The sequence below is a fragment of the Kitasatospora viridis genome (assembly GCF_007829815.1).
GTDB lineage: Bacteria > Actinomycetota > Actinomycetes > Streptomycetales > Streptomycetaceae > Kitasatospora > Kitasatospora viridis.
This window is the reverse complement of the sequence record NZ_VIWT01000004.1, coordinates 440,158-463,420: the sequence shown is the minus strand read 5'-3', so window position 1 is coordinate 463,420 and position 23,263 is coordinate 440,158. Positions and strand designations below refer to the sequence as shown.

Sequence of the window (23,263 nt, the reverse complement as noted above, 5' to 3'; positions counted from 1 at the left end):
CGCTACTGGTTGTATCGAGCTGCCGAGGTACTGCTGCCCTCTTGGCTGTTCGAGTGCTGCCGTCGGACTGACCCGACGACCATGCCTATCAAGGGAGATGAGGCGCGGTGCCGAAGAAGGACAAGAGTTCGATGACCCTCAAGATCTACCGCCTGACCCCCGCCGGCGAGCGGGAGGTGCTCCGCTCCTTCACCATCCGGCTCGGGGACCGCTACCACCCGCTCGCCATCCCCGAGTGGCCCGACTGCCGTTGCTCGCGGTGCCGGGTTGCGGCGGGGTGAACGTAGCTGACATACCGTCGGGCGTTCTCGCCTTCCTCCTCGCCGACCCCGATCACGGGCGGAACCATCGCCAGTACCCCCGCGAACACCTCGCCCTCCTCATGGACGACGCCCGGTACCGGGCTGCCGTCACCGCGAGCGTGGCCGCGACCAGCGAGCTCCAGCGGCGTTACGGCGCACCGGAGTTCGACGAACCACCAACGGAGTGAACCCATGACCGACTCCCGCAGCGGCCCCACCCCCGCGGCCCCCACCCCCGCCCCGCGGCACGGCTCCCGCGTGCTCGCCGCGCTCGACCAGCACCTCGCGCCCTGGACCGGGGTGGCCGCGCGCGTCGCGTCCCGCCTGGTGGCCGCAGAGGACGAGGCGCTCGCGGCCCGGCGTGAGAACGTGGCCCAGCCGGAGAGCACCCACCCCGATGAGTGAGCACCGCGCCTGGACCTTCGGCCTCAACGACGCCGCCTGGCTCGCCCAGGGCAAGGAGTTGACGTGTGAGTGCCCCCTCAAGCAACAGGGCGGTTGCGTGGTCACCGCCGAGCTCCCGTCGCTCGGTGAGCCGCACACCGATCCCTTCGGCTCCACGGCCCACCTCCTCGCCGCCCTGCGCGAGTTCGACCCGGCCGGCACCGTCACCCGCACCGCGCTCGGCTGGCACCGGGACCAGCGCGGGACCCTGCGCGCGCACAGCTGGGTGCTCCAGTGCGCCGTCGCGCCGGCCCGCAACATCCGGCCCGTTCGCCGACGGTGGATCAGCCCCACCCACGCGGAACTCCAGTCCCTCTATGCGCGCCTGCACACCACCGAGGCCGTCGGCCTCGCGCTCGGGGTGTCCGGTGCGTCGGCCCGAACCCTGATGCGCGAGGCGGGCGTTGCGATGCACCCGGGGCGCAGGCCCGCCGCCGGGTGACTCCGCCCCGCCGGATCGGCGCGCAGGCGGTGCTCGTGCACCCGGCCTCGGACCGCGTGCTGCTGCTCGACATCGCCCACCGGCCCTGCGGCTGGCTGCCCGGCCGCTCGTGCATGCCGCACGAGCCGCCCGCCACGGCGCTGCGCGACGCCGTCCGCCGTCAACTCGGCATCGACCTGCCGCTCTCCGGTGCCGACCTGGCCGCCGTGGACCACACCCCCGGCGGGCGCACCGCCACCGAGTCCTACCACTTCGTCTTCGTGCACCGACTCACTCCCGCCGACGCCGGCCTGGCCCGCCCGCAGGAGCGCGTCCCGGGCCTGCTCGGCTTCGAGTGGGTGTCGCCCGCCGATCTCGACGCCGCCTGCCGCGCCTACCACGTCCGACGGATCACGCACGCGGTGCGTGCGGCCCTCGGTCGGGCGGCACCGGCCATGCTGACGGCGGACCAGGAGTGCTGACATCCTGGCCCGCCCGCGGCCGACGACCGGTCAGCCGGTGTACGTGTACCGGTCCGCCGTCACCACCGGCGTGATCCCGCCCGCCGTGACCACCCGGACGTCGACCGTGCCGGTGCCGGCCGGAACGGTGGCGCTGCACAAGGAGGGACCGCAGGAGGAGTCGGCGGCCGGCCGGTTGCCGAGCAGGACCTGGCCGCCCGCCAGGTTGGCGCCTCCCAGGTAGATCGCGTTGCCGCCGGCCGCCGGGCCGCTCGCGACGGCCAGGAAGCTCAGCGAGGGGGCCGGCGGAGCGGGCGGCGGCGGGCCCGTGTACAGGAAGGCCGACGGGGAGTAGGCGCTACCGCCGGGCGTCACCACCTCGACCGGGACGGGGCCCAGGCCACCGGGTGCGGTGGCGGTGCAACTGGTGTCCGTGCAGGTGACGTTGGTGGCCGGCGTGCCACCGAAGAGCACCATGCCGTTCGCCAGTGAGGTGCCGGAGAGCGTCACCACGGATCCGCCGGCCCCGGGGCCGGTGCTGATGTCCGAGCCGGTCACGGTCGGCTGGGAGGGGATCACCGGTGGCGGGGCGGTCTCGCCGCCGATGCCCGCAGTGGTCACGTTGTTGGCCGGATTGCGGTCCCCGGGGTTGGACACCGTCGCGGTGATCACGCCGGGCGGGACGGTGAGGGCCGAGGAGACCCGCGCCTGGAGGATCTCGGTCTGCCCCGGCTTCTGGGTGCCGTCGTACAGGGCGGTGAGTTCGTGGCCGTCGGGCGAGATGGTGTAGCTGAAGGTGTAGGTCTGCTCGTCGGTCAGCATGAGGCTGCCGAAGGTCATCCAGGACGGCAGGTCGAGCGTGATCTGGGTGGGCCCGGTGGTGTCGGCGGTCCCCACCGCCGTCCATTGGACGTCCACCTCGCCGAAGCGCGGGACGACGTCGGTGGAGATCGAGATGGCCTCGTCGGGTCCTTGCACGGACGCGGCGTTCGTCGCGTGAGCGGGCGGCGCGGCGGCCACGGCCGGCACGGTGCCCGCCAGCGCGGCGGTCACGGCGAGCGTCGAACAGGCCAGGCCGAGTTTGAGCTTCATCCGGTTCCCCTTCCTCAGCTTTCGTGGAACCCCCTTATAGCGCACCCGGACGCAAGTTCGATGACTTGTCGGAGAACTGACGGGTCATCAGTACCATGAGAGCGGTGTTCCGCGGCTGAAGGCCTGGTGGATCTTCAGGCGGGCAGCGCCGGGGTCGCACGGCGGCTACCGCTGTTGGAGGTGTTCAGGATCGCCCCACGGCTGTTGCGTCGCACGAGCATGGCGGTCCGGCACGCCCGGGAGTGATTCGGTGTCCCTTGGGGCGGCCGCCAACACCCCAAGGGGCAGCGGCGCCAGACAGTTCGCCAGCAAAGCGCCATAAGCGACAACCGGGCTTTCCTGCGGGTTCTACGATCCGAGAAGTGTCCTGTTCGGACGCATCTCATCCCCCGCAAGAGATCGGGTACTTCAGCATGCGCACTTCCTCCCGCCGTCCTGTCCGGCTCGGCCGGCGCCTCGTCGCGGGCGCCCTGTTGTCGGGTCTGTCGCTGGGTGGCCTGCTGGTCGCGCCGCAGTCGGCCTCCGCCGACTGCGCCGGTCCGGACGGCGTGGGCGGCGGCAACTGTGCCACGGACCTGGCCAATTCGCTCAGCAGTCTGACCCAGGGCTGGCGGGCCGGGGCGCTCCAGGTGCAGGCCGAGAACGCGGCGTACACCCAGCTGATGGCCAGTCAGTTGAGGTCGGTGGCACCCGGCTACAACATCATGGTGTTCAAGTACGACGGCACCGACTACTGGAACACCCTGCTCTTCTTCAACCACTACGTGGCGAACCTGCACGGGGTGGTGTTCGACAGCACCGTCAGGCTGCAGCACGGCACGACCGAGAACCCGCTCGGCTACGACGACTTCCGGATCTGGGTGTTCTCGGGCGACTCGACCTTCGAGAACCTGGGCGACGGCGGTTACATGAACTGGGCCTTCGTCGGCAACGACTCCGACACCACCGTGCAGAAGGACGGGGGCTGCTACCCGGTGCCCTGCTTCACCGTGGACCGGACCCTCCACTTCCCCTCCCGCGACGGCTCGGGCACCATCGGCACGGGCATCGGCCCGGGTGTCAACAACGGGACCGGCAGCACGGGTAGCACCGGCAGCACGGGTAGCACCGGTGGCACGGGCGGTCCGGGCATCAGCACGGGCAACGGCGGCGGCAACGGCGGCGCCGGCAGCGGCTCCTCGGGCGTGCCGAGCGCCGGCGGCGGGACCCCGATCGGCGGCACCCCGACCACCCCGCAGGGCCCGGTCCTCGTCCCGGGTGTGCCGAGCGCCGGCAGCGGCACTCCGATCGGCGGCACCCCCAGCACCCCGCAGGGCCCGGTGGTGGCCCCGGGCGTGCCGAGCAGCGGCAGTGGCACCCCCGCTCCGGGCGGTAGCACCGCCACTCCCCAGGGCGCGCTGGCCCCGGGCAGTGGCGGCACCAGCACCGCGCCGCTCTACCCCAAGGTGAAGACCGGCAGCGGCCCGATCGCCACCGGCGCCGCCTCGGGCCCGTCGATCGTCGCCGGGGCCAGCGGTCCGAAGAACTCCGGTTGGCTGCTCACCCCGCAGGGCACCGGCCGGTTCGAGATCACCAGTGCCGTCAACGGGCTCGCGCTGACCGAGAACACCAAGAGCTACTTCGCCGAGGCGCAGCCCTGGACGGGCAGCGACCAGCAGAAGTGGCAGCTCGTCAACGAGGGCAACGGCCAGTACGAGATCCGGATCACCGACCAGGACTGCCTCACCTACGACGAGGACGCCAAGGCGCTGGGCGTCTGGACCTGCAACAACGCGTGGAACCAGCAGTGGCAGCTGCAGTAGCGCCAGCCGCAGTAATGGCAGCTGCAGTAGCGCCAGTCGCAGTATTGACAGCCGCAGGAGCGGCAGTCGTACCGCCGGCTCCTCAGCCCCCCGGCCGCTGCGAGCTGCCGCTGCCCGTGCCGCCGTCGTCCTGCGGTTCCGGGACCTTCAGCGGCGGGAAGCTGACGCAGGCGGGCGCCGGTCCGTTGATCAGCAGGACGGTGCTCACCAACTGCCCGCCGGGCATGGTCTGGTAGAGGATGAGTGCGGTGTCGCCGGGCGGGATGTTCCGCACGTCGACCCGCAGCTTGTCGGGCCCCGCCTGACGCATCGTCACATCGTCCGCCCGCCTGCCGGACCGGTCGGGTGGCAGCGTGAAGAACGACGGGCAGCCGGGGCGGGCCTCCAGCACCGCGAGCGAGCTGAGGCCGAGCCGGTGCACCTCCCGGCTGGCCGCGTCGATGCCGTGGCCGTCCTTCACCGAGATCACCACGGTGCCGTCGGAGTTCACGGTGACGGCGTCGGCGGTGCCGGAGCCGCCGGTCAGCATCGCCCCGGCCGTCGTCGCGGCCAGCAGGGCGAACGCGGCGGCGGTCAGCAGCAGCGGCCGGCCCGCGCGCCGGGCGCGGGCCGGGGGCGGGAGCGCGATGCCGTCCAGGGCGGAAGCGTGCTCCGCCATCAGCTCCGTGAAGAGCGCGTCGGCGAACTTCTCGGTCATCCCGCTCACCCCTCGATCGTCGGAAGGCCGGGGGCGGTGCGCCGCAGCCGGGCCCGGGCCCGCATCAGCCGCATCCGCAGCGCGCCCGGGGAGCTGCCGAGCACGTCCGCCGCCTCCCGGGTGGTCAGGCCGGCGAGGTCGACCAGTTCCACGACCGCCCGATCGGGTGCGGGCAGCGCGGTCAGCTCGTTGACCAGCTGTCGGCCGGCTCGCTCGGCGTCGATCCGGTCGAGCAGTTCCTCGACCTGGTCGGCGTCCAGCTCCCGCCGGCCCGCCAGCCGCTCCGCCTTCTCCTGGCGGCGGCTGTCGGCGGCGCAGTGCGCCGCGTAGACGTGCCGGGCGATGCCGAAGACCCAGGAACGGGCGGTGCCCTTGCGCGGGTCGAAGGCGGCGAAGGAGGTGATCACCTCGACGAAGGTGTCCGCGGTGAGGTCGGCGACGGTGTGCGGATCGGCGCTGCGGCGGGCGAAGTAGGCGGTCACGGCGTGCACCTGGGCGCGGTAGAGCTGCTCGAAGGCGGCCGCCGGGTCGAGCCGCGCCGGGGGCGGTGGGCTCGGTGACTCTGCTCTGGCTCGGGTCGTCGTTTCGCTCACACCTCTGATTGCGGTCGAGCGGCGAAAGTGTCACACCCGGGCCGCCCGTTCAAGTGACTGGCCGTCAGATGAGCCTGCTCCGGCCGCCTAGGATGAGGCTCATGGCTACCCTGCTGGCGTTCCATGCGCACCCCGATGACGAAGTCCTGCTGACCGGCGGCACCCTGGCCAGGGCGGCGGCGGAGGGGCACCGGGTGGTGATCGTCGTCGCCACGACCTCGATGGACGGCGAGGCGGGCCCCGATGACTCCGAGCGGCTCGCCGAACTGCGCACCAGTGCGGCGGTGTTGGGCATCGGCCGGGTGGTGCACCTGGGGTACGCGGACAGCGGGCACGGCGCGGAGCTCTACCCGGACCCGCCGGGCAGCGTCCGGTTCGTCCGGGCGGAGACGGAGGAGGCGGCGGCGAAGCTGGCCGAGCTGATCCGCGAGGAGGGGGCGCAGGTGCTGCTCGGCTACGACGCCAACGGCGGCTACGGGCACCGGGATCACCGCAAGGTCCACCAGGTGGCCCGTCGGGCGGCCGAACTGGTGCCCGGTGTGCGGCTGCTGGAGGCCACCCTGCCGCGCGAACGGGTCAAGCGGCTGGTGTCGGCGGTCCGCGCGCTGCGGATCCCGCTGCGCTACGACCACGAGGAGCTGGCCCGCTCCTACGCGCCGCGCGCGGCGATCACCCACCGGATCGACGTGCGCGGCTACGCCCGCCAGAAGCAGGCCGCGCTGGCCGCGCACCGCTCCCAACTCAACGGCGGCGGGCGCATCGCGCCCGCCCTCCGTGCCCTGACCCGGCTGCCGCTCCCGGTCTTCGCCGGGCTGCTCGGCAGCGAGTGGTACGTGGAGATCCCGGTGGAGCGGCCGGCGGCCGAGCAGTAGGCGGGCTCGAAGAACGGGCGGGCCAAAGAAACAGGCGGGCTCAAAAGCAGGCTGGCTCAGAGGGAGCCGACTCAGAGGGAGCCGACGACCTTGCGCGGGGTGATCCGGACGACCACGCGCTGGGCGTCGTCGGCGGAGCTGGGGTTGAACTCGGCGTAGCTCTTCCCGGTGTACTTGCGCGACAGCTCGTCGATCAGCTCCGGCCCGCCCTCGGTGGTCAACTGGGCGGTGCCGCGCACCTCGGCGTAGGTGTAGGGGGAGTTCGCGGGGTTGATCATCACCGTGACCCGAGGGTCGCGGCGCAGGTTCTTCTCCTTCTGGCGCCCCACGGTGGTGGAGAACAGCAGGTCGTCGCCGTCGTGCTTGATCCAGGTGACCGAGAGCTGCGGGCTGCCGTCCGGCTGGACGGTGGCGACGACGGCGAAGGCGTGGCTGTCGTCGATGAAGTTCTTCAGGTCGTCGGAGAGCACGGCGGGGGATCCCTTCTGGGCAGGACATCAGTAGCGCGGCCGGGCCCGGGTGGTGACACCGGCTCAAGCCGCGCGGCCCAGTCTGCACTACCGAACGTGGCGGCTCGGGGACTTCAAGTGACGGCCGTGTCAGGCAAGGCGCGGCAGGGCGACCAATTCCGTTCGAGAATGTTGGAAACTGGTGTTGTTTGTTGAAACGTGGCTTGTTACCTTGGGCCGCATGAAAATCCTCATCGCCGGTGGCGCCGGGTTCATCGGCAGCACCGTCGCCTCCCGGCTCGCCGACCACGGCGACCAGCCCGTGGTGCTGGACAGCCTGGTGACCGGCCGCCGCGAGTTCACCGAGGGCCGCCCGTTCTACCAGGGCGACATCGCCGACGGGGCGCTGATCGACCGGATCTTCGCCGAACACCCGGACATCGAGGCCGTGGTGCACTGCGCGGCGCTGATCGTCGTGCCCGAGTCGGTGGCCGATCCGCTCGGCTACTACGAGGCCAACGTCGCCAAGGGCGTCACCTTCCTGCGCCACCTGGTGCGCAACGGGTGCACCCGGCTGGTGTTCTCCAGCTCGGCCTCGATCTACGGCGACAGCGAACCGACCGTCGACGAGTCCTCCCCGATCGCCCCGCTCAGCCCGTACGCCACCAGCAAGGCGGTGTTCGAGCTGGTGCTGCGGGACGTGGCGGCGGCCGGGCAGCTGGGCGTCGTCTCGCTGCGCTACTTCAACCCGATCGGCGCCGACCCGCAGTTGCGGACCGGCCTGCAGATCCGCACGCCCACCCACGCGCTCGGGCGGATGATCGACAGCCGGGCCGGCGGGCGGCCGTTCGCCATCACCGGCACCGACTACCCGACCAGGGACGGCTCCGGCATCCGCGACTACGTGCACGTCTGGGACCTGGCCGAGGCCCACCTCAGGGCGCTGCACCGGTTCGACGCGATCACCGCCGGGCACGGCCACCAGGTGATCAACCTCGGCAGCGGCACCGGCACCACGGTGCGCGAACTGCTGGGCGCCTTCGAGTCGGTGACCGGCGAGCAGCTGCCCGTCGTCGAGGCCCCGGCCCGCCCGGGCGACCCGGCCGGCAGTCGCCCGGACTCCGCCCGGGCGCGCGAACTGCTCGACTGGGAGCCGCAGTTCACCGTCGAACAGGGCATCCGCGACTCGCTGCGCTGGGCCGAGCTGCGTGACGCGGTCTTGAACGGCGAAGCGGATCCCGACGCCGGTTGACCCCAAGCCTGAAGTCCCGGTGCCGCGCGAACCTGCGCCCGCGCGGCACCGGGACTTCAACCATGCTGACGCTGACGCACCGTCAGGACTTGGCCGCTCCCCAGCGGTTCTCCACCTTGGCGAACCGCCAGTAGGCGAGCGCGGCGGCCCAGACCACCACGAACAGCCCGACGATGATGAAGCCGACGTTGTTCAGGTCGACCCCGGAGATCCAGCCGGTCACCGGGTCGTGCAGGTCCAACTGGTCGTGCAGCACGCCGACCAGCTCGATCGTGCCGATCAGGAAGGCGACCGCGATCGACAGGCCGGTGATGGTGAGGTTGTAGTAGACCTTGCGGGCCGGGTTCGAGAACGCCCAGTGGTAGGCGAAGTTCATGAAGGTGCCGTCGAGGGTGTCGAACAGGCTCATCCCGGCGGCGAAGAGCAGCGGCAGGCAGAGGATCGCGTACCAGGGCAGGCCGGCCGCCGCGCCCGAACCGGCCATCACCATCAGGGTGACCTCGGTGGCGGTGTCGAAGCCGATGCCGAAGAGCAGGCCGATCAGGTACATCTGGCCGGGGCGGGTGATCGACTTGGTCAGCCGGCCGAGGATGCGGTTCATGAACCCGCGCCCGTCCAGGTGCTTCTCCAGCTCGTGCTCGTCGAACTGGCCGGCCCGCATCGCCTTGAAGACGCGGTAGATCCCGGCCAGCGAGACCAGGTTGAGCGCGGCGATCAGGTAGAGGAAGCCGCCGGAGACGCTGGTGGAGACCAGGCCGAGCAGCTTGTGCGCACCCGAGTTGTCGTCGGTCAGGGTGCCGACCACCTTGGCGCCGGCGGCGACCAGGGTGGCCAGCACGACCACGATGCTGGAGTGGCCGAGGGCGAACCAGAAGCCGACCGAGATCGGCCGCTTGCCGTCCGCCATCAGCTTCCTGGTGGTGTTGTCGATGGCGGCGATGTGGTCGGCGTCGAAGGCGTGCCGCATGCCGAGGGTGTAGGCGGTGACGCCGAGTCCGAGGCCGAAGGCCTGGGTGCCGACGGCGTAGTGGTGCGGGACGACCAGGGCGATCAGTATGCCGAAGGCGGCCACGTGCATCCCGGCGATCACCGCCATCAGGCCGCCGGTGCGGACCCAGTCCTTGCGTTCCCAGCGTAGTGATGCGGCCCGTGCCGCGGACGGCAGGGCAGTGGTTTCGGGCATGGTCATACCGGGGCAGCCTCTCCAGCACCTCGTGGACAGTTCTCGTGCGGTGCCGTGGCCGGTCTCCTGGCTTACGGGTGGCCGCCCCTCCCACGGGGGGAGGTGCGAACGTCCCCGCACCTGGCCTTCCCAGGCGCTGTGCGCCCAGTGACCACCCGTCGGCGGGCCGACGGGGGTGGTGGCGGAGACTTCCCGATCACAGTGGCGAGGGCCGCTCCGGAATTCCCGTGCCTGAGCACGGTGCACCGGTCTTCCCGAACACCACGGCAGCGCACACCGTAGACGTCCGGGCTGGTCAGCCACAAGCCTGCATACCTGTGCATGTGTTGCAGATCACCGGCGCACGATGGTGGATGATGTCGGCATGCACCTGGTTCCCGAGGACCGCGCGCACCGGCGCGCCATCGACGAGCACACCGTCTGCGACGCCATCGCCGGCATCGCCGAGCCGGAGACCGTGCGCGGCTGGGCCGCCCGGTTCTCGCTGCTCTCCGATCCCAACCGGCTCTCGGTGCTGATGGCCGTTCACCGCGCCGGTCCGATCGCGGTGACCGACCTGGCGCTGGCCACCGGGATCAACGAGACCGCCGTCTCGCAGATCCTGCGGTTGCTGCGGGTCTCCGGCACGGTGGCCGCCGAGAAGGACGGCCGGATCGTCCGCTACCGCCTGGTGGACGCGGAGACGGCGGGGCTGCTGGAGTCGATCCCGGTGCTGCGCCAGGTGGTCTGACGACGGGTCAGGAGAGCAGCGCGCCCGCGCCCATCAGTGCGGCGACCGCCAACAGGGCTGCGGCGAAGGCGCGTTGCAGGGTGCGACCGGCGAACCGGTCGGCCAGCCGCTTCCCGTCCCAGGCGCCGAGCACGGCGGCGGCGGTGAACGGGGCGACCACGGCCCAGTCGAGTCCGCCGGTGGTGCCGAGGCGTGGGACGAGCGCGGCGAGCGAGTTGGCGCAGATCACCAGCAGGCTGGTGCCGACCGCTTCGGCCATGGTGAAGCCGAGCGCGGAGACCAGGGCGGGGACGGCGAGGAAGCCGCCGCCGACCCCGAGCAGCCCGGTGACCGCGCCGAGCCCGGCGCCGGCCGCGGCGGCCCGGGCGGGGGAGTGCCGGGCCGGCGCGCGGCCGCGGGCGGGCCGCAGCATCCGCCCGGCGGCGGTGGCCGCGAGCAGGGCGAACGCCGCGGTGAGCAGGCCCGCGGGCACGTGCGCGGAGAGTGCGCCGCCCGCCGCGGCGGCGGGCAGTCCGGCGGCGGCGAACAGCGCGCCGGTGCGCCAGCGCACCCGGCCCCCCTTCGCGTGCGCCAGCAGGCCGGTCAGCGAGGTGACCGCGACGATCAGCAGGCTCGCGGTGCCGGCGCCGGCGGGGGAGAAGCCGAGCAGGTAGACCAGCGCCGGGACGGCCAGCATGCTGCCGCCGCCACCGAGTCCGCCGAGCGCCAGCCCGACCACCGCACCGGCCGCCAGGGCCGGCAACAGGGCGGGCAGCAGGGCCGTCATGTCGAACGTCCTGGCTGGTCAGAGCGGTGCCGAGGGGGACGGTCCGGATGGTGGCGCATGGCGGCTCCTGGGCGTTTGGATACCGGTGGGGGTATGTTGGTCGATGTCCCCAGCGTATACCCCCACCGGTATTGCGCCAGGCTGCCTCCAGCCGTCGCCAGCTGTCTCCAGCTGTCTCCACCCGAGGATCCGCATGCACTTCGCCCAGTACTACCTGGACTGCCTCTCCCACGCCTCCTACCTGATCGCCGACGAGACCACCGGCCGCGCCGTCGTGGTGGACCCGCGCCGCGACGTCGACGAGTACCTGGCCGACGCCGGGGCCGCCGGCTTCACCGTCGAGGCGGTGATCAACACGCACTTCCACGCCGACTTCCTGGCCGGCCACCTGGAGCTGGCCGACCGCACCGGCGCCTGGATCGGCTACGGCCGCCGGGCCGAGACCGAGTACCCGATCCGCAGGCTCGCCGACGGCGAGCGGATCAGCCTGGGCCAGGTCACCCTGCAGATCGTCGAAACCCCCGGGCACACCCCCGAGTCGATCAGCGTGCTGGTCTTCGCGCGGGCCGAGGACACCGTGCCGTACGGCGTGCTCACCGGCGACACGCTGTTCGTCGGCGACGTCGGCCGGCCCGACCTGCTCGCCTCGGTCGGCGTGAGCGCCGAGGAGCTCGGCGGGATGCTCCACGACAGCGTGCACCGCAAGCTGCTCGCGCTGCCCGACGAGGTGCGGGTCTTCCCCGCGCACGGGGCCGGCTCGGCCTGCGGCAAGAACCTCTCCACCGACCGGCAGTCCACCATCGGGCGCGAGCGCGCCACCAACCCCGCGTGCGCGCCGATGGAGCGGGAGGCCTTCGTGGCGCTGGTCACCGAAGGGCAGTCGAGCGCGCCCGGCTACTTCGGCTACGACGCCGACCTCAACCGCCGCGACCGGGCGCTGCTTGAGCCGCCCGTCGCCCTGACGGCCGAGCGGTTCCGCCACCTGCGGGCCGAGGGCGCGGTGGTGGTGGACGGGCGCGACCCGCAGGAGTTCGCCGCCGGACACCTCGCGGGCTCGATCAACCTGCCGGCCGACGGGCGGTTCGCCGAGCAGGCCGGGACGGTGCTCCGGCCGGAGCAGCCGGTCCTGGTCCTCGCGTCGGACGGGCGCGGGGCCGAACTGGTCACCCGGCTGGCCCGGATCGGCTTCGACCGCGCGGCCGGATACCTGGGCGAACCGGCGGAGTTGGTCCGCACCGCACCCGAACTCTTCGCGCCCGCCGCACGGTTGACCGTGGCGGAACTGGCCCGGGCCGAGGCGCCGCTGGTGCTGGACGTCCGCACGCCCGGGGAGCGGGCGGCCGGGGCGATCCCCGGCTCGGTCTCCCTTCCACTGGCCGAACTGCCGGAACGGATGGCCGAGTTGCCCGCCGACCGGCTGATCGTCGCACACTGCGCGGGCGGCAACCGGTCCTCGGTTGCCGCCAGCCTGCTGCGCCGCGCCGGATTCCCCCGGGTGGCGGACCTGCTGGGCGGGTACGCGGCCTGGACGCAGGCGGGGAACGAGTCGGCCGGCGAGGTGTCCCGGTGAGCAGCTCCGCAGCAACCGTCAAGCCCAGCAAGCCGATCCAGCACCGCCCCGGCGCACTCGGGCGCCTGGGGCTCTGGGCGGTGCGGCACACCAAGGCCGTGCTGATCGGCTGGCTGATCGTGGTGATCGGCCTCGGGGCGTTCGCCCCCAAGGTGACCAGCGCGCTCTCCGGCGCCGGCTGGCAGGCCGACGGGTCCGACTCGGTGAAGGTGCGCCAGCTCGCCGAGCAGCACTTCGCCGGGAACGCCTCCTCCGCCCTGCAGATCGTGGTGAGCGCCGACCGGCCGGTCACCGACGCGCCCGTGGCCCAGGTGATCGACCGGGCCGAGCGGCTGGCCGCCGCCGACCCGCGCGTCTCCGGCGTCCTCGCCCCGCAGCCCGGCGCGACGATCAGCCCCGACGGCCGCACCGCCGTCCTGCTGGCCGGCGCCAAGGCGAGCCCGGACGACATGGTGCGCGCCGCCGACGACCTCAAGGGGCCGCTGGCCGCGCTCTCCGGCGACGGGATCCAGGTGCACGCGACCGGCGCCTCCGTGCTCTGGAGCGACTTCAACACCGCCAACCACGACGCGATGATGAAGTCCGAGTTCATGTCCTGGCCGGTGACCCTCGGCATCCTGGTGCTCGCCTTCGGCTCGCTGGTCGCCGCCGGGCTGCCGCTGCTGCTCACCATGGCGGGGCTGGCCGCCTCGGCCGGGTCGCTGGTGCTGATCAGCCACCTCTTCCCGGTCTCGGTCTGGGCGATGAACTTCGCGATGATGTTCGCGCTCGCCCTCGGCATCGACTACGCGCTCTTCCTGGTGGTCCGCTTCCGGGCCGCGCGGGCCGGCAGGGAACGCGACACCGCGCGGGCGGTCGCCGAGACCATGGACACCGCGGGCAAAGCCGTGCTGCTCTCGGGGGCGACCGTGCTGGTCAGCCTCTCCGCGGTGATGCTGGTGCCGTCCCCCGCGTTCCGCTCGATGGCGGGCGGCATCATGCTCGCCGTGCTCTTCGTGCTCGGCGCCACGCTGACCCTGCTGCCCGCCCTGCTCGGCCGGCTCGGCCACCGGATCGACGCGCTGGCGCTGCCGTGGGCCCGGCGCGGCGAGCACGAGTCGGCGCGGTTCGCCGCCTGGGGCGAGCGGCTGTGGCGGCAACCGCTGCGCCACGGCGCCCTCGCGCTGGTCGCCCTGCTCGCCCTCGCCGCGCCGGTGATCGGGCTGCGCACCGCGATGCCGTCGATCACCGTGCTGCCCGGCGACGCCAGCGCGCGGGCCGGCTACACCGCCGTGCAGCAGGCGTTCGGGGCCGGCGCGCCCGGCACATTGCAGATCCTCACCCCGGCCGGGCAGGCGGCCGAGGCCGCCGCGAAGGTCGCCGGCACGCCCGGCATCGCGGGTGTGCTGCCGGCCCAGCCCGCCGCCGACGGCACCGGCTGGGCGATGATCCAGGCCGTGCCCACCGTGGATCCCTCCGACCCGGCTCTGAGCGGCACGGTGCACGCGCTGCGCGCCGAACTGCCGCACGGCTCACTGGTCGGCGGCGCGGCGGTGGAGAACCTGGACCTCCAGCACCTGCTGACCGAGAAGACCCCGCTGGTGATCGGCGTGGTGCTCGGCCTCGGGTTCGTGCTGCTGCTGGTCGCGCTGCGGGCGCCGCTGATCGCCGCGCTCGGCACGGCCGCGAGCCTGCTGTCCACCGGCGCGGCCTTCGGCACGGCCCGGCTGGTCTTCCAGGACGGGCACGGTGCCGGGTTGCTGGGCTTCCACCCCCAGGGCTTCCTGGACGGCTGGGCGCCGGTGTTCTTCTTCGCGATGATCTTCGCGATCGCAATGGACTACACCGTCTTCCTGCTGGCCTCCGCCAAGGAGCAGTACGAGCGCACCGGCGATCCGCACCGGGCCATGGTGGGGGCGCTGGCGAGGTCGGGCCGGGTGGTCTTCGCCGCGGCGGCCGTGATGGTGGCGGTCTTCTTCACCTTCGCGCTGTCCGGGCCGCTGCCGCCCAAGGAGATGGGCATCGTGCTGGGCGTGGCGGTGCTGCTGGACGCGGCGCTGATCCGGCTGGTGCTGCTGCCGGTGATGCTCCGCCTGGCCGGGCACGCCGCCTGGCACACCCCCGCGTGGTTGCGGCGGGTGCTGCCGGAGATCACCTTCTCGCACTGACGGGGCCGGCTCCGTTTGACGCTCCGTCAGTAGATCGCCGCAGGTCAGCGCGGTGCCTGATAGATGATCAACTGCCCCCGTGCGGCTGGCCGGTCGCACGGGGGCAGGGGCCGCGGCCACTGTGCGGGACCGCTGACGGACAGTTATGGCATATGCCAGGGGATTAGTCCAATCCTCACCCGTTCGAGCGGACATCCGGGTACCGTGGCGGCTCCAGAGGTTACCGGGTGGGTCGGTGGCCGTGGGCGCGGTCGCGCCATCCGCCGGAGGGAAGTGCGGTGTCGGGTATCGACGAGTTTCTTGTCGAGGCCATGGCGATTTCCGGGGCTCTCGGAGTCGCCCTGGTGGACTGGACCAGTGGGCTCGCGGTGGCGACGGCCGGCGCCGGCCCGGGCGGTGACCACGAGGCCGGCGCGGTCGAAGTCGCCGAGCTGGCAAGGGTGGTGCTGCTGCACCGGTCCTTCGCCGACCCGGTCGGCAGCGAGTCGGCACCCGAGGACCTGATCCTCAGCACGCCCGGCTGCTACCACCTGATCCGCTTCCTGCCCGCGCTGCTCGACGCCACCCTGCTGCTCCACCTGCGACTCGACCGGGGCGGCGCCAACCTGGCCCTGGCGCGACGTCAACTCCACTCGATCGGCCAGGGATTGGTGGACCGATGAGCACTCCGACCGGTACCCTGCCGCGGCGCCGGGCCAAGGCCGAGGCCGGCCCCTTCGAGGCCGCGCTCGGCGAACTCGCCGCCCGGCGCGCCACCGGCGCCCTGCACGGAGCCGCCGGCACCGCCTGGCTCGCCGACGGCGCCGTGGTCCGGGTGCGCAGCCCCTACGCCGCCCCGGACCCGTGCGCCGAAGGCGAGTTGGCCTGGTACGGCCTGCTGCTGGACGCCGCCTACTTCGCCTTCGGCCAACCCGGCGGCGCCCTCGGCTTCGAGCCGGGGCCGCCCCCCGGGGACGACCGGCAGCGCGCCCTGTCCTGCGAGCGGCTCGGCCGCGCGGTGCGCTGCCGGCGGGCCCTGCTGAACCAGGTCTGCCCGCACCCCGAGCTCGACACCGCCGCCGTGGCCCGGGAGGACGCCCCGAGCCACCCGCCGGCCCACCCCGCCCGTCGGCTGAGCGAGCTGCTCGCCGCCGCCGACGGCGAACTGGTGCCGCACCAACTCGCCCGCCGGCTGGGCCGTTCCACCTTCGGCGTGCTCCTCGACGTCCGGCTGCTCGCCGCGGCCGGCCTGCTCCACCTGCCGCCCGGCGCCGGGGATGCCGCCGCGCGCAGGCCGCTCGACCGACTCGACCCGTCGGACCCGGAGGTGGCCCTGCTGCTCCGGCTCCGCTCCGCACTGGAGGCCCGCCTGTGAGGCCCACGCCGGCCGCTGACCCCAGCGGTGGCCCGTCATGAAACGCGTCCTGCGCACACTCTCCGGAAGGAAGCAATCCGTGCCGACCACCAGCGAGTTGGCCGTCACGCCGGACATCCTCGGCGAACTCATGGAGCTGCGGGCCAGACTCCCGCAGCTCAGCGGCGGACTGGTCGCGACCATCGACGGCCTGGTGATCGCGCACGACACCGACGGCGTCGAGCCGGAGGGCGTCGCCGCGCTCACCGCCGCCGCGCTCGGGGTCGGCGCCAGACTCGCCGAGGCCACCGGCCAGGGCAACTTCCTGGAACTGCTCACCCGGGGCGAACACGGCTACATCGCCACCTACGCGGCCGGCGCCTTCACCGTGCTCACCCTGTTCGCCGGCCCCGACGTCAACGTCGGCCTGCTGCACTTCGAGGCCCGCCGGGCCGGCACCCGGATCGCCCAGTACACCGACGCCGCGCTGCGCCGCAGCGCCGGCGCCTGACCACCGTCCCGTTCCCCGAACGACTCGAAGGAGAAGCCATGAGCAGCACCGACCTCGCCCTCAAGGACGCGATGAGCAGCATCGAGGGAGTGATCGGGGTGGCCCTGGTCGACTACAACAGCGGCATGGCCCTGGGCACCCTCGGCGGCGGCCCCGAACTCGACCTCAACGTGGCGGCGGCCGCCAACACCGACGTGGTGCGGGCCAAGGTCCGCGCGATCGACCTGCTGAACCTCAACTCGGCGATCGACGACATCCTGATCACCCTGACCGAGCAGTACCACCTGATCCGGCCGCTCACCGGCCGCACCGGCAAGGGCCTCTTCCTCTACCTGGCGCTGGACCGGCAGCGCGCCAACCTGGCGATGGCCCGGCACCAGCTGAAGCGGATCGAGGTCGACCTGGAGGTCTGATCCCCGGATGCCACGCGGGTGACCGGCTCCGGGTCGGTCACCCGCCGAGGTACCGGCGCCCCGCTATCTGCTCGAAGATCAGGTTGGTCCGGGTCTGCGCCACCGCCGGGTGGGTGGTGAGGTGGTCCACCACGAAGTCGCGCAGCGCCTCCGGACCGGCCACGCCGATGTGCAGCAGGTAGTCGTCGGAGCCCGCCATGTGGAAGACCGCGAGCACGCCGGGCAGGTCGGGCGCGGCGCTGCGGAAGCTCTCGTTCTGCTCCCGGGTGTGCGCCCGCAGCCGCACCGAGATCATCGCCTGCAGCGGCAGCCCGATCGCGGCCGGGTCCACCTCGGCCCGGAAACCGCGGATGATGCCGCGCTCCTGGAGCACCCGGGTGCGGGCCAGGCAGGTCGAGGGCGCGATGCCGACCGCCTCGGCCAGCGCATTGTTCGGCAGCCGGGCGTTGTCGGCGAGGGCGCGCAGGATCGCCCGGTCCACGTCGTCGACCGGGGAGCGGCGGGGCTGCGGATTGTTCGGCACAGGGCCCATGGTCGCGACCGTTTCCGCCGATGTGCAAACCCGATCACCCGGTTTCCGAATTATCTTCGGACTGTCTTCCCCGGATCGGCGCAAGGTTCCATTCTGGCCGCGGGCGGCGAACGCCCCTCCCGCGACCAGCCACCCCGGAGCACCCGTGTCCGTCAGCCCGATAGCCGACCTCCCCGCCGCGCCCACCGCCGCCGACCTCGCCACCGCGCCGGTCTGCGACCCCGGGCCCGAGCTGGAGGTCCGCGACTTCGTGCTGCCGGCCCGCGGACTGGACGACGCCGAGCGGCTGCGCGCCCTGGACACCGTCGACGAGTACCTGACCCGCAAGCGCAAGCACCTGATGGGCTACCAGGCCACCCAGGACATCCAGGGCACCGCGCTCGACCTGGCCCGGTTCATGCCGAACAACATCAACAACCTCGGCGACCCGTTCCAGAGCGGCGGCTACAAGCCGAACACCAAGGTGGTCGAGCGCGCGGTGCTCGACTACTACGCGGCGCTGTGGAACGCGAACGGCCCGCACGACCCGGCCGACCCCGAGTCCTACTGGGGCTACATGCTGTCCATGGGCTCGACCGAGGGCAACATGTACGCGCTCTGGAACGCCCGCGACTACCTGAGCGGCAAGGCGCTGATCCAGCCGCCGACCGCGCCGTTCGACGCGCTGCGCTACGTCAAGGCCCGCCCGGACCGGGCCAACCCGAACGCCCACCGCCCCGTCGCCTTCTACTCCGAGGACACCCACTACTCCTTCGCCAAGGCCGTGCGGGTGCTGGGCGTGGAGACCTTCCACGCCGTCGGGCAGGAGCTCTACCCCGACCAGTGCCCGCTGACCGACCCGGTCACCGGCCGCCGCGAGTGGCCCACCGAGGTGCCCTCCGCCGCCGGACCCTCGGGCCTGCCCTGGGACGGCCCCGGTTCGATCGACGTCGAGGCGCTCGCCGCCCTGGTCGAGTTCTTCGCCGCCCACGGCCACCCGGTCTTCGTCAACCTCAACCTCGGCAGCACCTTCAAGGGCGCGCACGACGACGTGCGGGCGGTCTGCGAGCGGCTGCTGCCGATCTTCGAGGAGCACGGGCTGATCCAGCGCCAGGTGGTGTACGGCACCGACCCGCGCACCGGCGAACCGCTGGTCGACCTGCGGCGCGGCTTCTGGATCCACGTCGACGGCGCGCTCGGTGCCGGCTACGCGCCGTTCGTCCGGCTGGCCGCGCAGGACCCGGCCTACGGCTGGACGCCCGAGACCGAGCTGCCCGAGTACGACTTCGGCCTGCGGCTGGCGACCCGTCAGCACGGCGAGCTGGACATGGTCTCCTCGATCGCGATGAGCGGCCACAAGTGGGCCGGCGCCCCGTGGCCGTGCGGGATCTACATGACCAAGGTCAAGTACCAGATCTCCCCGCCCTCCCAGCCGGACTACACCGGCGCCCCCGACACCACCTTCGCCGGCTCCCGCAACGGCTTCTCGCCGCTGGTGATCTGGGACCACCTGTCCCGCCACTCCTACCAGGACCAGGTGGACCGGATCCGCGGCGCCCAGGAGCTGGCCGGCTACCTGGAGCGCCGGCTGCTCGCCATGGAGCAGCAGCTCGGCGTCGAGCTGTGGCCCGCCCGCACCCCCGGCGCCGTCACCGTGCGCTTCCGCAAGCCCAGCGCCGAGCTGGTCGCCAAGTGGTCGCTCTCCTCGCAGGACGTGCTGATGGTGCCGGGCGACGAGTCCACCCGGCGCAGCTACGTGCACGTGTTCGTGATGCCGTCGGTCGACCGGGCCAAGCTGGACGCGCTGCTCGCGGACCTGGCGCGGGATCAGGTGATCCTGGGTCGGTGACGCCCGGCCACCTCGCCCGGCGCCCCGGCCGCCGTCCCCGTTCGCCGTCCCCGTTCGCCGCGCCACCCGTGCTCCCCGCCGATCCGGCGGGGAGCACGGTGCGTTAACAGGGTGTCAATCCCGACTCGTCACCATGGTGTCAAGGAGTGCCGGGGACCGTTGACAGAGTGCTTGATTGCCGGGCCGGGGAGCAGCCCGGAGACTCTAGGCCCACAGGGAGATTGACAAAACCCTAGCTCGGAGGCCCTTTCCGACCGCGCCCGGGCTCCTCCCGCAGCACCCGTTCGCCCCTGACCGTCCCCCACCAACCCGGTCCCGCCACACCCGCCCGCCCCCGTCTCCCCCCGGGGACGGTCGGCGGCGGGACCGAACCCCCGAGAGGTGAGAATTGACTGCGACGCCCGTGGACCGCCCGCTGGGCCGCCTGTCGGCACCCAAGCGCGTTCGCCTGATGCCACTGGTCGCGCTGATCTTCTTCAGCGTCTCCGGCGGCGCCTACGGCATCGAGGGCCTCTTCTCGGCGTCCGGGCCGGGCATGGCGATCGTGCTGATCATCGTCACCCCGCTGATCTACAGCATCCCGCACTCGCTGGTGGTCGCCGAGCTCGGCACCGCGATACCGGTGGAAGGCGGCTACTACCACTGGGTCAAGCGCGGCCTGGGCAAGTTCTGGGGCTTCCAGCAGGGCGTGCTGCAGTGGATCTGCAGCTTCGTCGACATGGCGCTCTACCCGGTGCTCTTCACCACCTACCTGCAGAGCCTGGTCGGCGCGGTCGCGCCGGGCAAGCACGTGCTGTTCAGCCTCGGGCACCTGCGGTTCGACCTGAGCTGGTTCATCTGCCTCGCGGTGATCGTGGTCTTCACCCTGCTCAACCTGCTCGGCGCCGGCTGGGTCGGCGAGTCCTCGGTGCTCTTCGCGATCATCTGCCTGACCCCGATGCTGATCCTCACCGTGGTCGGCGTCTCCCACCTGATCGGCCACGGGATCAACCCGGTGAGCACGATGACCGCCTCCAACCAGTCGATGTGGCACGCCTTCGGGGCCGGGTTGTTCATCGTGATGTGGAACTACTCCGGCTGGGACAGCGTGTCCAACGTGGCCGGGGAGATGGAGAACCCGCGCAAGCACCTGCCCAAGGCGCTCGGCATGGCCGTGACGCTGATCGTGGTCGGCTACCTGCTGCCCTCGCTCGCCGCGCTCTCGGTCGGCGCCGGCGGCGACGCCGGCTGGCAGGGCTGGGCCGCCGGGTCGTTCTCCGACGTGGCCAAGGTGCTGGCCGGCCCCTGGCTCCAGGTGACCGTGACGGTCGGCGGGATGTTCGCGGCCGTCGCGATGTTCTCCGCGCTGCTCGCCTCCAACTCCCGGCTGCCGCTGGTGCTGGCCCAGGACGGCTACTTCCCGTCCTGGGTGGCCAAGGAGAGCCGGCGCTACCAGGTGCCGATCGTCTCGATCATCGGCTCCTCGGTGATCTACGCGCTGTTCTGCCTGAACAGCTTCACCAACCTGGTGATCTTCGACGTCTTCCTCACCAACCTCGGCATCCTGCTGGAGGTGGCCGCGCTGATCGCGCTGCGGATCCGCGAGCCGCAGCTGGAGCGCCCCTACCGGATCCCCGGCGGCTGGTTCAGCATCGCGGCGATCGTGCTGCTGCTCACCAGCGTCTGCTCCTGGGCGGCCTGGCAGCAGTACAGCGAGAACGGCAGCAAGGCGGTGCTCTACGCGGTCGGCATCGTCGCCGGCACCGTGGTGCTCTACTTCCCGCTGGCCTACCGCCGGGCCCGCAACGCCCGCCGGGCCGTGGCCGCGCCGGTCCCCGACCCGGCCACCGTCGCCCAGTAACCCCGTAACCCCGTAACCCCGTAACCCCGCAGTACCCCACTGACCTGGTGCCGCGTCCGGAACCGCCCCCCATCGGGGCCGGGCGCGGCACCGGCGCGTCCGGGCCCGGCGCCGGTGCGCTTACGGCATGTCAGCCACCGCGCCGTCAGCCACACAGTGTGCCTCCTGCCGCCCGGCGCGGCGGTGGATAGCGTCGCAACCATGAGCAACAGTTTCGCCCTGTACATCCCCGACGCCGAGCTCGAACCCGAGCCGCTCGACCCCGCGCAGATCGTCTCCGGCACCCCCGAGGTGACCGGCCGGGTGCTCTGGGAGTCCGCCGACGGCCGCCAGCTGCGCGGGATCTGGCAGATCACCCCGGGCGTGGTGACCGACACCGAGACCGACGAACTCTTCGTGGTGCTCAGCGGCCGGGCCACCATCGAGGTGGCCGGCGGCCCCACCCTGGAAGTCGGCCCCGGCGACGCCGGCGTCCTGCACCAGGGCGACCGGACGGTCTGGACAGTGCACGAGACCCTCCGCAAGGCCTACGCCCTCACCCTGCCCGAGACCGACGACCCGGCCTGACCCCCCACCAGGCCCACCCCCACCCCCGCACGGCAGCGAAGGAACACCATGGATCCCGTCCGCTCCCTCCAGGACGCCAAGCCCACCCCGTTCTGGCTGGACGACCCCGGGCGGCCGCAGGCGCTCTCCGCCCTGGTCGGCGACGTGAAGTGCGACCTGCTGGTGGTCGGCGGCGGCTACAGCGGACTGTGGACGGCGCTGATCGCCAAGGAGCGCGACCCCGGCCTGGACGTGGTGCTGATCGAGGGTCAGGAGGTCGGCTGGGCCGCCTCCGGCCGCAACGGCGGGTTCTGCGCCGCCAGCCTCACCCACGGCCTGGGCAACGGCCAGCAGCGCTGGCCCGACGAGCTGGCCCGGCTGGAGCGGCTCGGCGAGCGCAACCTCCAGGAGATGGAGGACAGCGTCAAGCGCTACGCGATCGACTGCGACTGGGAGCGCACCGGCGAGATCGACGTCGCCACCGAGCCCTACCAGCTGGACGACCTGCACGAGGTCGCCGAACTGGCCGCCGGCCTCGGCAGCGAACTGACCTTCCTGGACCGCGACGCGATGCGCGCCGAGGTCGACTCCCCGACCTACCTCGGCGGCCTCTGGGACAAGGAGGGCGTCGCCATGGTCAACCCGGCCAAGCTCGCCTGGGGCCTCAAGCGGGCCTGCGCCGAGCAGGGCGTGCGGATCTTCGAGCACACCCGGGCCACCGACCTGGCCGAACACGGCCACGGCATGGCCGTGCGCACCCCCTACGGCCGGATCTTCGCCGGCAAGGTGGCGCTGGGCACCAACGTCTTCCCCTCGCTGGTCAAGCGGACCCGCGCGCACACCGTCCCGGTCTACGACTACGCGCTGATGACCGAGCCGCTCAGCGCCGAGCAGCTCGCCTCGATCGGCTGGCAGGGCCGCCAGGGCCTGGGCGACAGCGCCAACCAGTTCCACTACTACCGGCTCTCCGCCGACAACCGGATCCTGTGGGGCGGCTACGACGCCGTCTACCACTACGGCGGCCGGGTGCGCGCCGAGTACGACCACCGACCGCGCACCTACCGCACCCTGGCCACCCACTTCTTCCAGACCTTCCCGCAGCTGGAGGGCCTGCGCTTCACCCACAGCTGGGGCGGCGCGATCGACACCTGCACCCGGTTCTCGGCCTTCTTCGACACCGCCTACCGGGGCAAGGTCGCGCTGGCCGCCGGCTACACCGGCCTCGGCGTGGGCGCCACCCGCTTCGGCGCCGAGGTGATGCTCGACCTGCTGGCCGGCGGGCGCACCGAGCGCACCGCGCTGGAGATGGTGCGCCGCAAGCCGCTGCCGTTCCCGCCCGAGCCGGTGCGCTGGATCGGCATCGAGCTGACGAAGCGTTCCCTGGACCTGGCCGACCGCAGCGCCGGCCGGCGCAACCTGTGGCTGCGCACCCTGGACCGGTTCGGGCTGGGCTTCGACTCCTGACGTGCGGTCGGACTC

Annotated in this window: 25 protein-coding genes and 1 riboswitch; of the genes, 18 read left to right on the top strand and 7 right to left on the bottom strand. The window is 72.5% G+C overall.

Going from position 1 to position 23,263, the window contains the following annotated elements; genetic code table 11:
* Window positions 1–131 precede the first annotated feature (131 nt).
* The 4 genes from FHX73_RS45165 (at window position 132) to FHX73_RS35560 (ending at window position 1,649) form a co-directional block, all read left to right on the top strand.
* Window positions 132–281, top strand: coding sequence for a hypothetical protein (locus FHX73_RS45165; RefSeq protein ID WP_170305227.1), 150 nt, complete (start codon window positions 132–134; stop codon window positions 279–281).
* 213 nt (window positions 282–494) lie between these two features.
* Window positions 495–707, top strand: coding sequence for a hypothetical protein (locus tag FHX73_RS35570; RefSeq protein WP_145910133.1), 213 nt, complete (start codon window positions 495–497; stop codon window positions 705–707).
* On the top strand, window positions 700–1,188 hold the full coding sequence (locus FHX73_RS35565) for a hypothetical protein (protein ID WP_145910132.1): 489 nt from the start codon (window positions 700–702) through the stop codon (window positions 1,186–1,188). Before FHX73_RS35570 ends, FHX73_RS35565 begins: the two co-directional genes overlap by 8 nt.
* The gene (locus FHX73_RS35560; protein WP_145910131.1) at window positions 1,185–1,649 is read left to right on the top strand and encodes an NUDIX hydrolase; all 465 of its coding nucleotides are present in this window, start codon (window positions 1,185–1,187) and stop codon (window positions 1,647–1,649) included. The genes FHX73_RS35565 and FHX73_RS35560 overlap by 4 nt, the downstream gene beginning before the upstream one ends.
* A gap of 30 nt (window positions 1,650–1,679) precedes the next feature.
* Here FHX73_RS35560 and FHX73_RS35555 read toward each other — a convergent pair whose 3' ends face one another.
* Window positions 1,680–2,720 (bottom strand): IPT/TIG domain-containing protein, encoded by a 1,041-nt coding sequence (locus FHX73_RS35555; RefSeq protein WP_145910130.1) that lies wholly within the window; start codon window positions 2,718–2,720, stop codon window positions 1,680–1,682.
* Window positions 2,721–3,133: 413 nt separating this feature from the next.
* Here FHX73_RS35555 and FHX73_RS35550 point away from each other — a divergent pair, with 413 nt between their 5' ends.
* A complete protein-coding gene (locus FHX73_RS35550) occupies window positions 3,134–4,522 on the top strand; it encodes an RICIN domain-containing protein (RefSeq protein ID WP_145910129.1) in 1,389 nt (462 codons plus the stop codon).
* An 82-nt stretch (window positions 4,523–4,604) separates the two neighbouring features.
* Here the strand turns inward: FHX73_RS35550 and FHX73_RS35545 are convergent, their stop codons facing one another.
* Both FHX73_RS35545 and FHX73_RS35540 read right to left on the bottom strand, forming a co-directional pair.
* Window positions 4,605–5,219, bottom strand: a complete 615-nt coding sequence (locus tag FHX73_RS35545) for a hypothetical protein (protein ID WP_145910128.1) — start codon at window positions 5,217–5,219, stop codon at window positions 4,605–4,607.
* Between the two features lie 5 nt (window positions 5,220–5,224).
* Window positions 5,225–5,812, bottom strand: coding sequence for an RNA polymerase sigma factor (locus FHX73_RS35540; RefSeq protein WP_145910127.1), 588 nt, complete (start codon window positions 5,810–5,812; stop codon window positions 5,225–5,227).
* Window positions 5,813–5,913: 101 nt separating this feature from the next.
* Between FHX73_RS35540 and FHX73_RS35535 the strand changes: the two genes are divergently transcribed.
* A complete protein-coding gene (locus tag FHX73_RS35535; RefSeq protein WP_145910126.1) occupies window positions 5,914–6,684 on the top strand; it encodes a PIG-L deacetylase family protein in 771 nt (256 codons plus the stop codon).
* 71 nt (window positions 6,685–6,755) lie between these two features.
* On the opposite strand, the gene FHX73_RS35530 is transcribed toward FHX73_RS35535, so the two are convergent.
* Window positions 6,756–7,154 carry a PPOX class F420-dependent oxidoreductase gene (locus tag FHX73_RS35530; protein ID WP_145910125.1) on the bottom strand — a complete coding sequence of 133 codons (399 nt, stop codon included), beginning with the start codon at window positions 7,152–7,154 and terminating at the stop codon, window positions 6,756–6,758.
* 220 nt (window positions 7,155–7,374) lie between these two features.
* Here FHX73_RS35530 and galE point away from each other — a divergent pair, with 220 nt between their 5' ends.
* Window positions 7,375–8,385 (top strand): UDP-glucose 4-epimerase GalE, encoded by a 1,011-nt coding sequence (gene galE / locus FHX73_RS35525; RefSeq protein ID WP_145910124.1) that lies wholly within the window; start codon window positions 7,375–7,377, stop codon window positions 8,383–8,385.
* An 82-nt stretch (window positions 8,386–8,467) separates the two neighbouring features.
* Here the strand turns inward: galE and nicT are convergent, their stop codons facing one another.
* Window positions 8,468–9,574, bottom strand: a complete 1,107-nt coding sequence (nicT, locus tag FHX73_RS35520; protein WP_145910123.1) for a Nickel transporter NicT — start codon at window positions 9,572–9,574, stop codon at window positions 8,468–8,470.
* Between the two features lie 33 nt (window positions 9,575–9,607).
* Window positions 9,608–9,849, bottom strand: a riboswitch (cobalamin riboswitch).
* Between the two features lie 83 nt (window positions 9,850–9,932).
* Here nicT and FHX73_RS35515 point away from each other — a divergent pair.
* A complete protein-coding gene (locus FHX73_RS35515) occupies window positions 9,933–10,298 on the top strand; it encodes an ArsR/SmtB family transcription factor (protein ID WP_145910122.1) in 366 nt (121 codons plus the stop codon).
* 7 nt (window positions 10,299–10,305) lie between these two features.
* Here the strand turns inward: FHX73_RS35515 and FHX73_RS35510 are convergent, their stop codons facing one another.
* A complete protein-coding gene (locus FHX73_RS35510) occupies window positions 10,306–11,052 on the bottom strand; it encodes a sulfite exporter TauE/SafE family protein (RefSeq protein ID WP_145910356.1) in 747 nt (248 codons plus the stop codon).
* Window positions 11,053–11,257: 205 nt separating this feature from the next.
* On the opposite strand from FHX73_RS35510, the gene FHX73_RS35505 reads away from it, so the two are divergent.
* The 6 genes from FHX73_RS35505 to FHX73_RS35480 all read left to right on the top strand — a co-directional run bounded on the left by FHX73_RS35505 (window position 11,258) and on the right by FHX73_RS35480 (window position 17,038).
* The gene (locus FHX73_RS35505; RefSeq protein ID WP_145910121.1) at window positions 11,258–12,634 is read left to right on the top strand and encodes an MBL fold metallo-hydrolase; all 1,377 of its coding nucleotides are present in this window, start codon (window positions 11,258–11,260) and stop codon (window positions 12,632–12,634) included.
* Complete coding sequence (locus FHX73_RS35500; protein ID WP_145910120.1) at window positions 12,631–14,781, top strand: MMPL family transporter; 2,151 nt, start codon at window positions 12,631–12,633, stop codon at window positions 14,779–14,781. The genes FHX73_RS35505 and FHX73_RS35500 overlap by 4 nt, the downstream gene beginning before the upstream one ends.
* Window positions 14,782–15,092: 311 nt before the next feature.
* The gene (locus tag FHX73_RS35495; protein WP_425461468.1) at window positions 15,093–15,443 is read left to right on the top strand and encodes a hypothetical protein; all 351 of its coding nucleotides are present in this window, start codon (window positions 15,093–15,095) and stop codon (window positions 15,441–15,443) included.
* Window positions 15,440–16,135 (top strand): hypothetical protein, encoded by a 696-nt coding sequence (locus FHX73_RS35490; protein WP_145910118.1) that lies wholly within the window; start codon window positions 15,440–15,442, stop codon window positions 16,133–16,135. Before FHX73_RS35495 ends, FHX73_RS35490 begins: the two co-directional genes overlap by 4 nt.
* 79 nt (window positions 16,136–16,214) lie before the next feature.
* Complete coding sequence (locus FHX73_RS35485) at window positions 16,215–16,625, top strand: roadblock/LC7 domain-containing protein (RefSeq protein WP_425461467.1); 411 nt, start codon at window positions 16,215–16,217, stop codon at window positions 16,623–16,625.
* A gap of 38 nt (window positions 16,626–16,663) precedes the next feature.
* Window positions 16,664–17,038 carry a roadblock/LC7 domain-containing protein gene (locus FHX73_RS35480; protein ID WP_145910116.1) on the top strand — a complete coding sequence of 125 codons (375 nt, stop codon included), beginning with the start codon at window positions 16,664–16,666 and terminating at the stop codon, window positions 17,036–17,038.
* 37 nt (window positions 17,039–17,075) lie between these two features.
* Here FHX73_RS35480 and FHX73_RS35475 read toward each other — a convergent pair whose 3' ends face one another.
* Window positions 17,076–17,570, bottom strand: coding sequence for an Lrp/AsnC family transcriptional regulator (locus tag FHX73_RS35475; RefSeq protein WP_145910115.1), 495 nt, complete (start codon window positions 17,568–17,570; stop codon window positions 17,076–17,078).
* Window positions 17,571–17,715: 145 nt separating this feature from the next.
* Between FHX73_RS35475 and FHX73_RS35470 the strand changes: the two genes are divergently transcribed.
* The 4 genes from FHX73_RS35470 to FHX73_RS35455 all read left to right on the top strand — a co-directional run bounded on the left by FHX73_RS35470 (window position 17,716) and on the right by FHX73_RS35455 (window position 23,248).
* A complete protein-coding gene (locus tag FHX73_RS35470; protein WP_145910114.1) occupies window positions 17,716–19,398 on the top strand; it encodes a PLP-dependent aminotransferase family protein in 1,683 nt (560 codons plus the stop codon).
* A 388-nt stretch (window positions 19,399–19,786) separates the two neighbouring features.
* On the top strand, window positions 19,787–21,238 hold the full coding sequence (locus tag FHX73_RS35465; protein WP_246214086.1) for an APC family permease: 1,452 nt from the start codon (window positions 19,787–19,789) through the stop codon (window positions 21,236–21,238).
* A 201-nt stretch (window positions 21,239–21,439) separates the two neighbouring features.
* Window positions 21,440–21,805 (top strand): cupin domain-containing protein, encoded by a 366-nt coding sequence (locus FHX73_RS35460; protein ID WP_145910113.1) that lies wholly within the window; start codon window positions 21,440–21,442, stop codon window positions 21,803–21,805.
* A 48-nt stretch (window positions 21,806–21,853) separates the two neighbouring features.
* Window positions 21,854–23,248: an NAD(P)/FAD-dependent oxidoreductase gene (locus FHX73_RS35455; RefSeq protein WP_145910112.1), complete on the top strand. Its 1,395-nt coding sequence runs from the start codon at window positions 21,854–21,856 to the stop codon at window positions 23,246–23,248.
* Window positions 23,249–23,263: the final 15 nt, after the last annotated feature.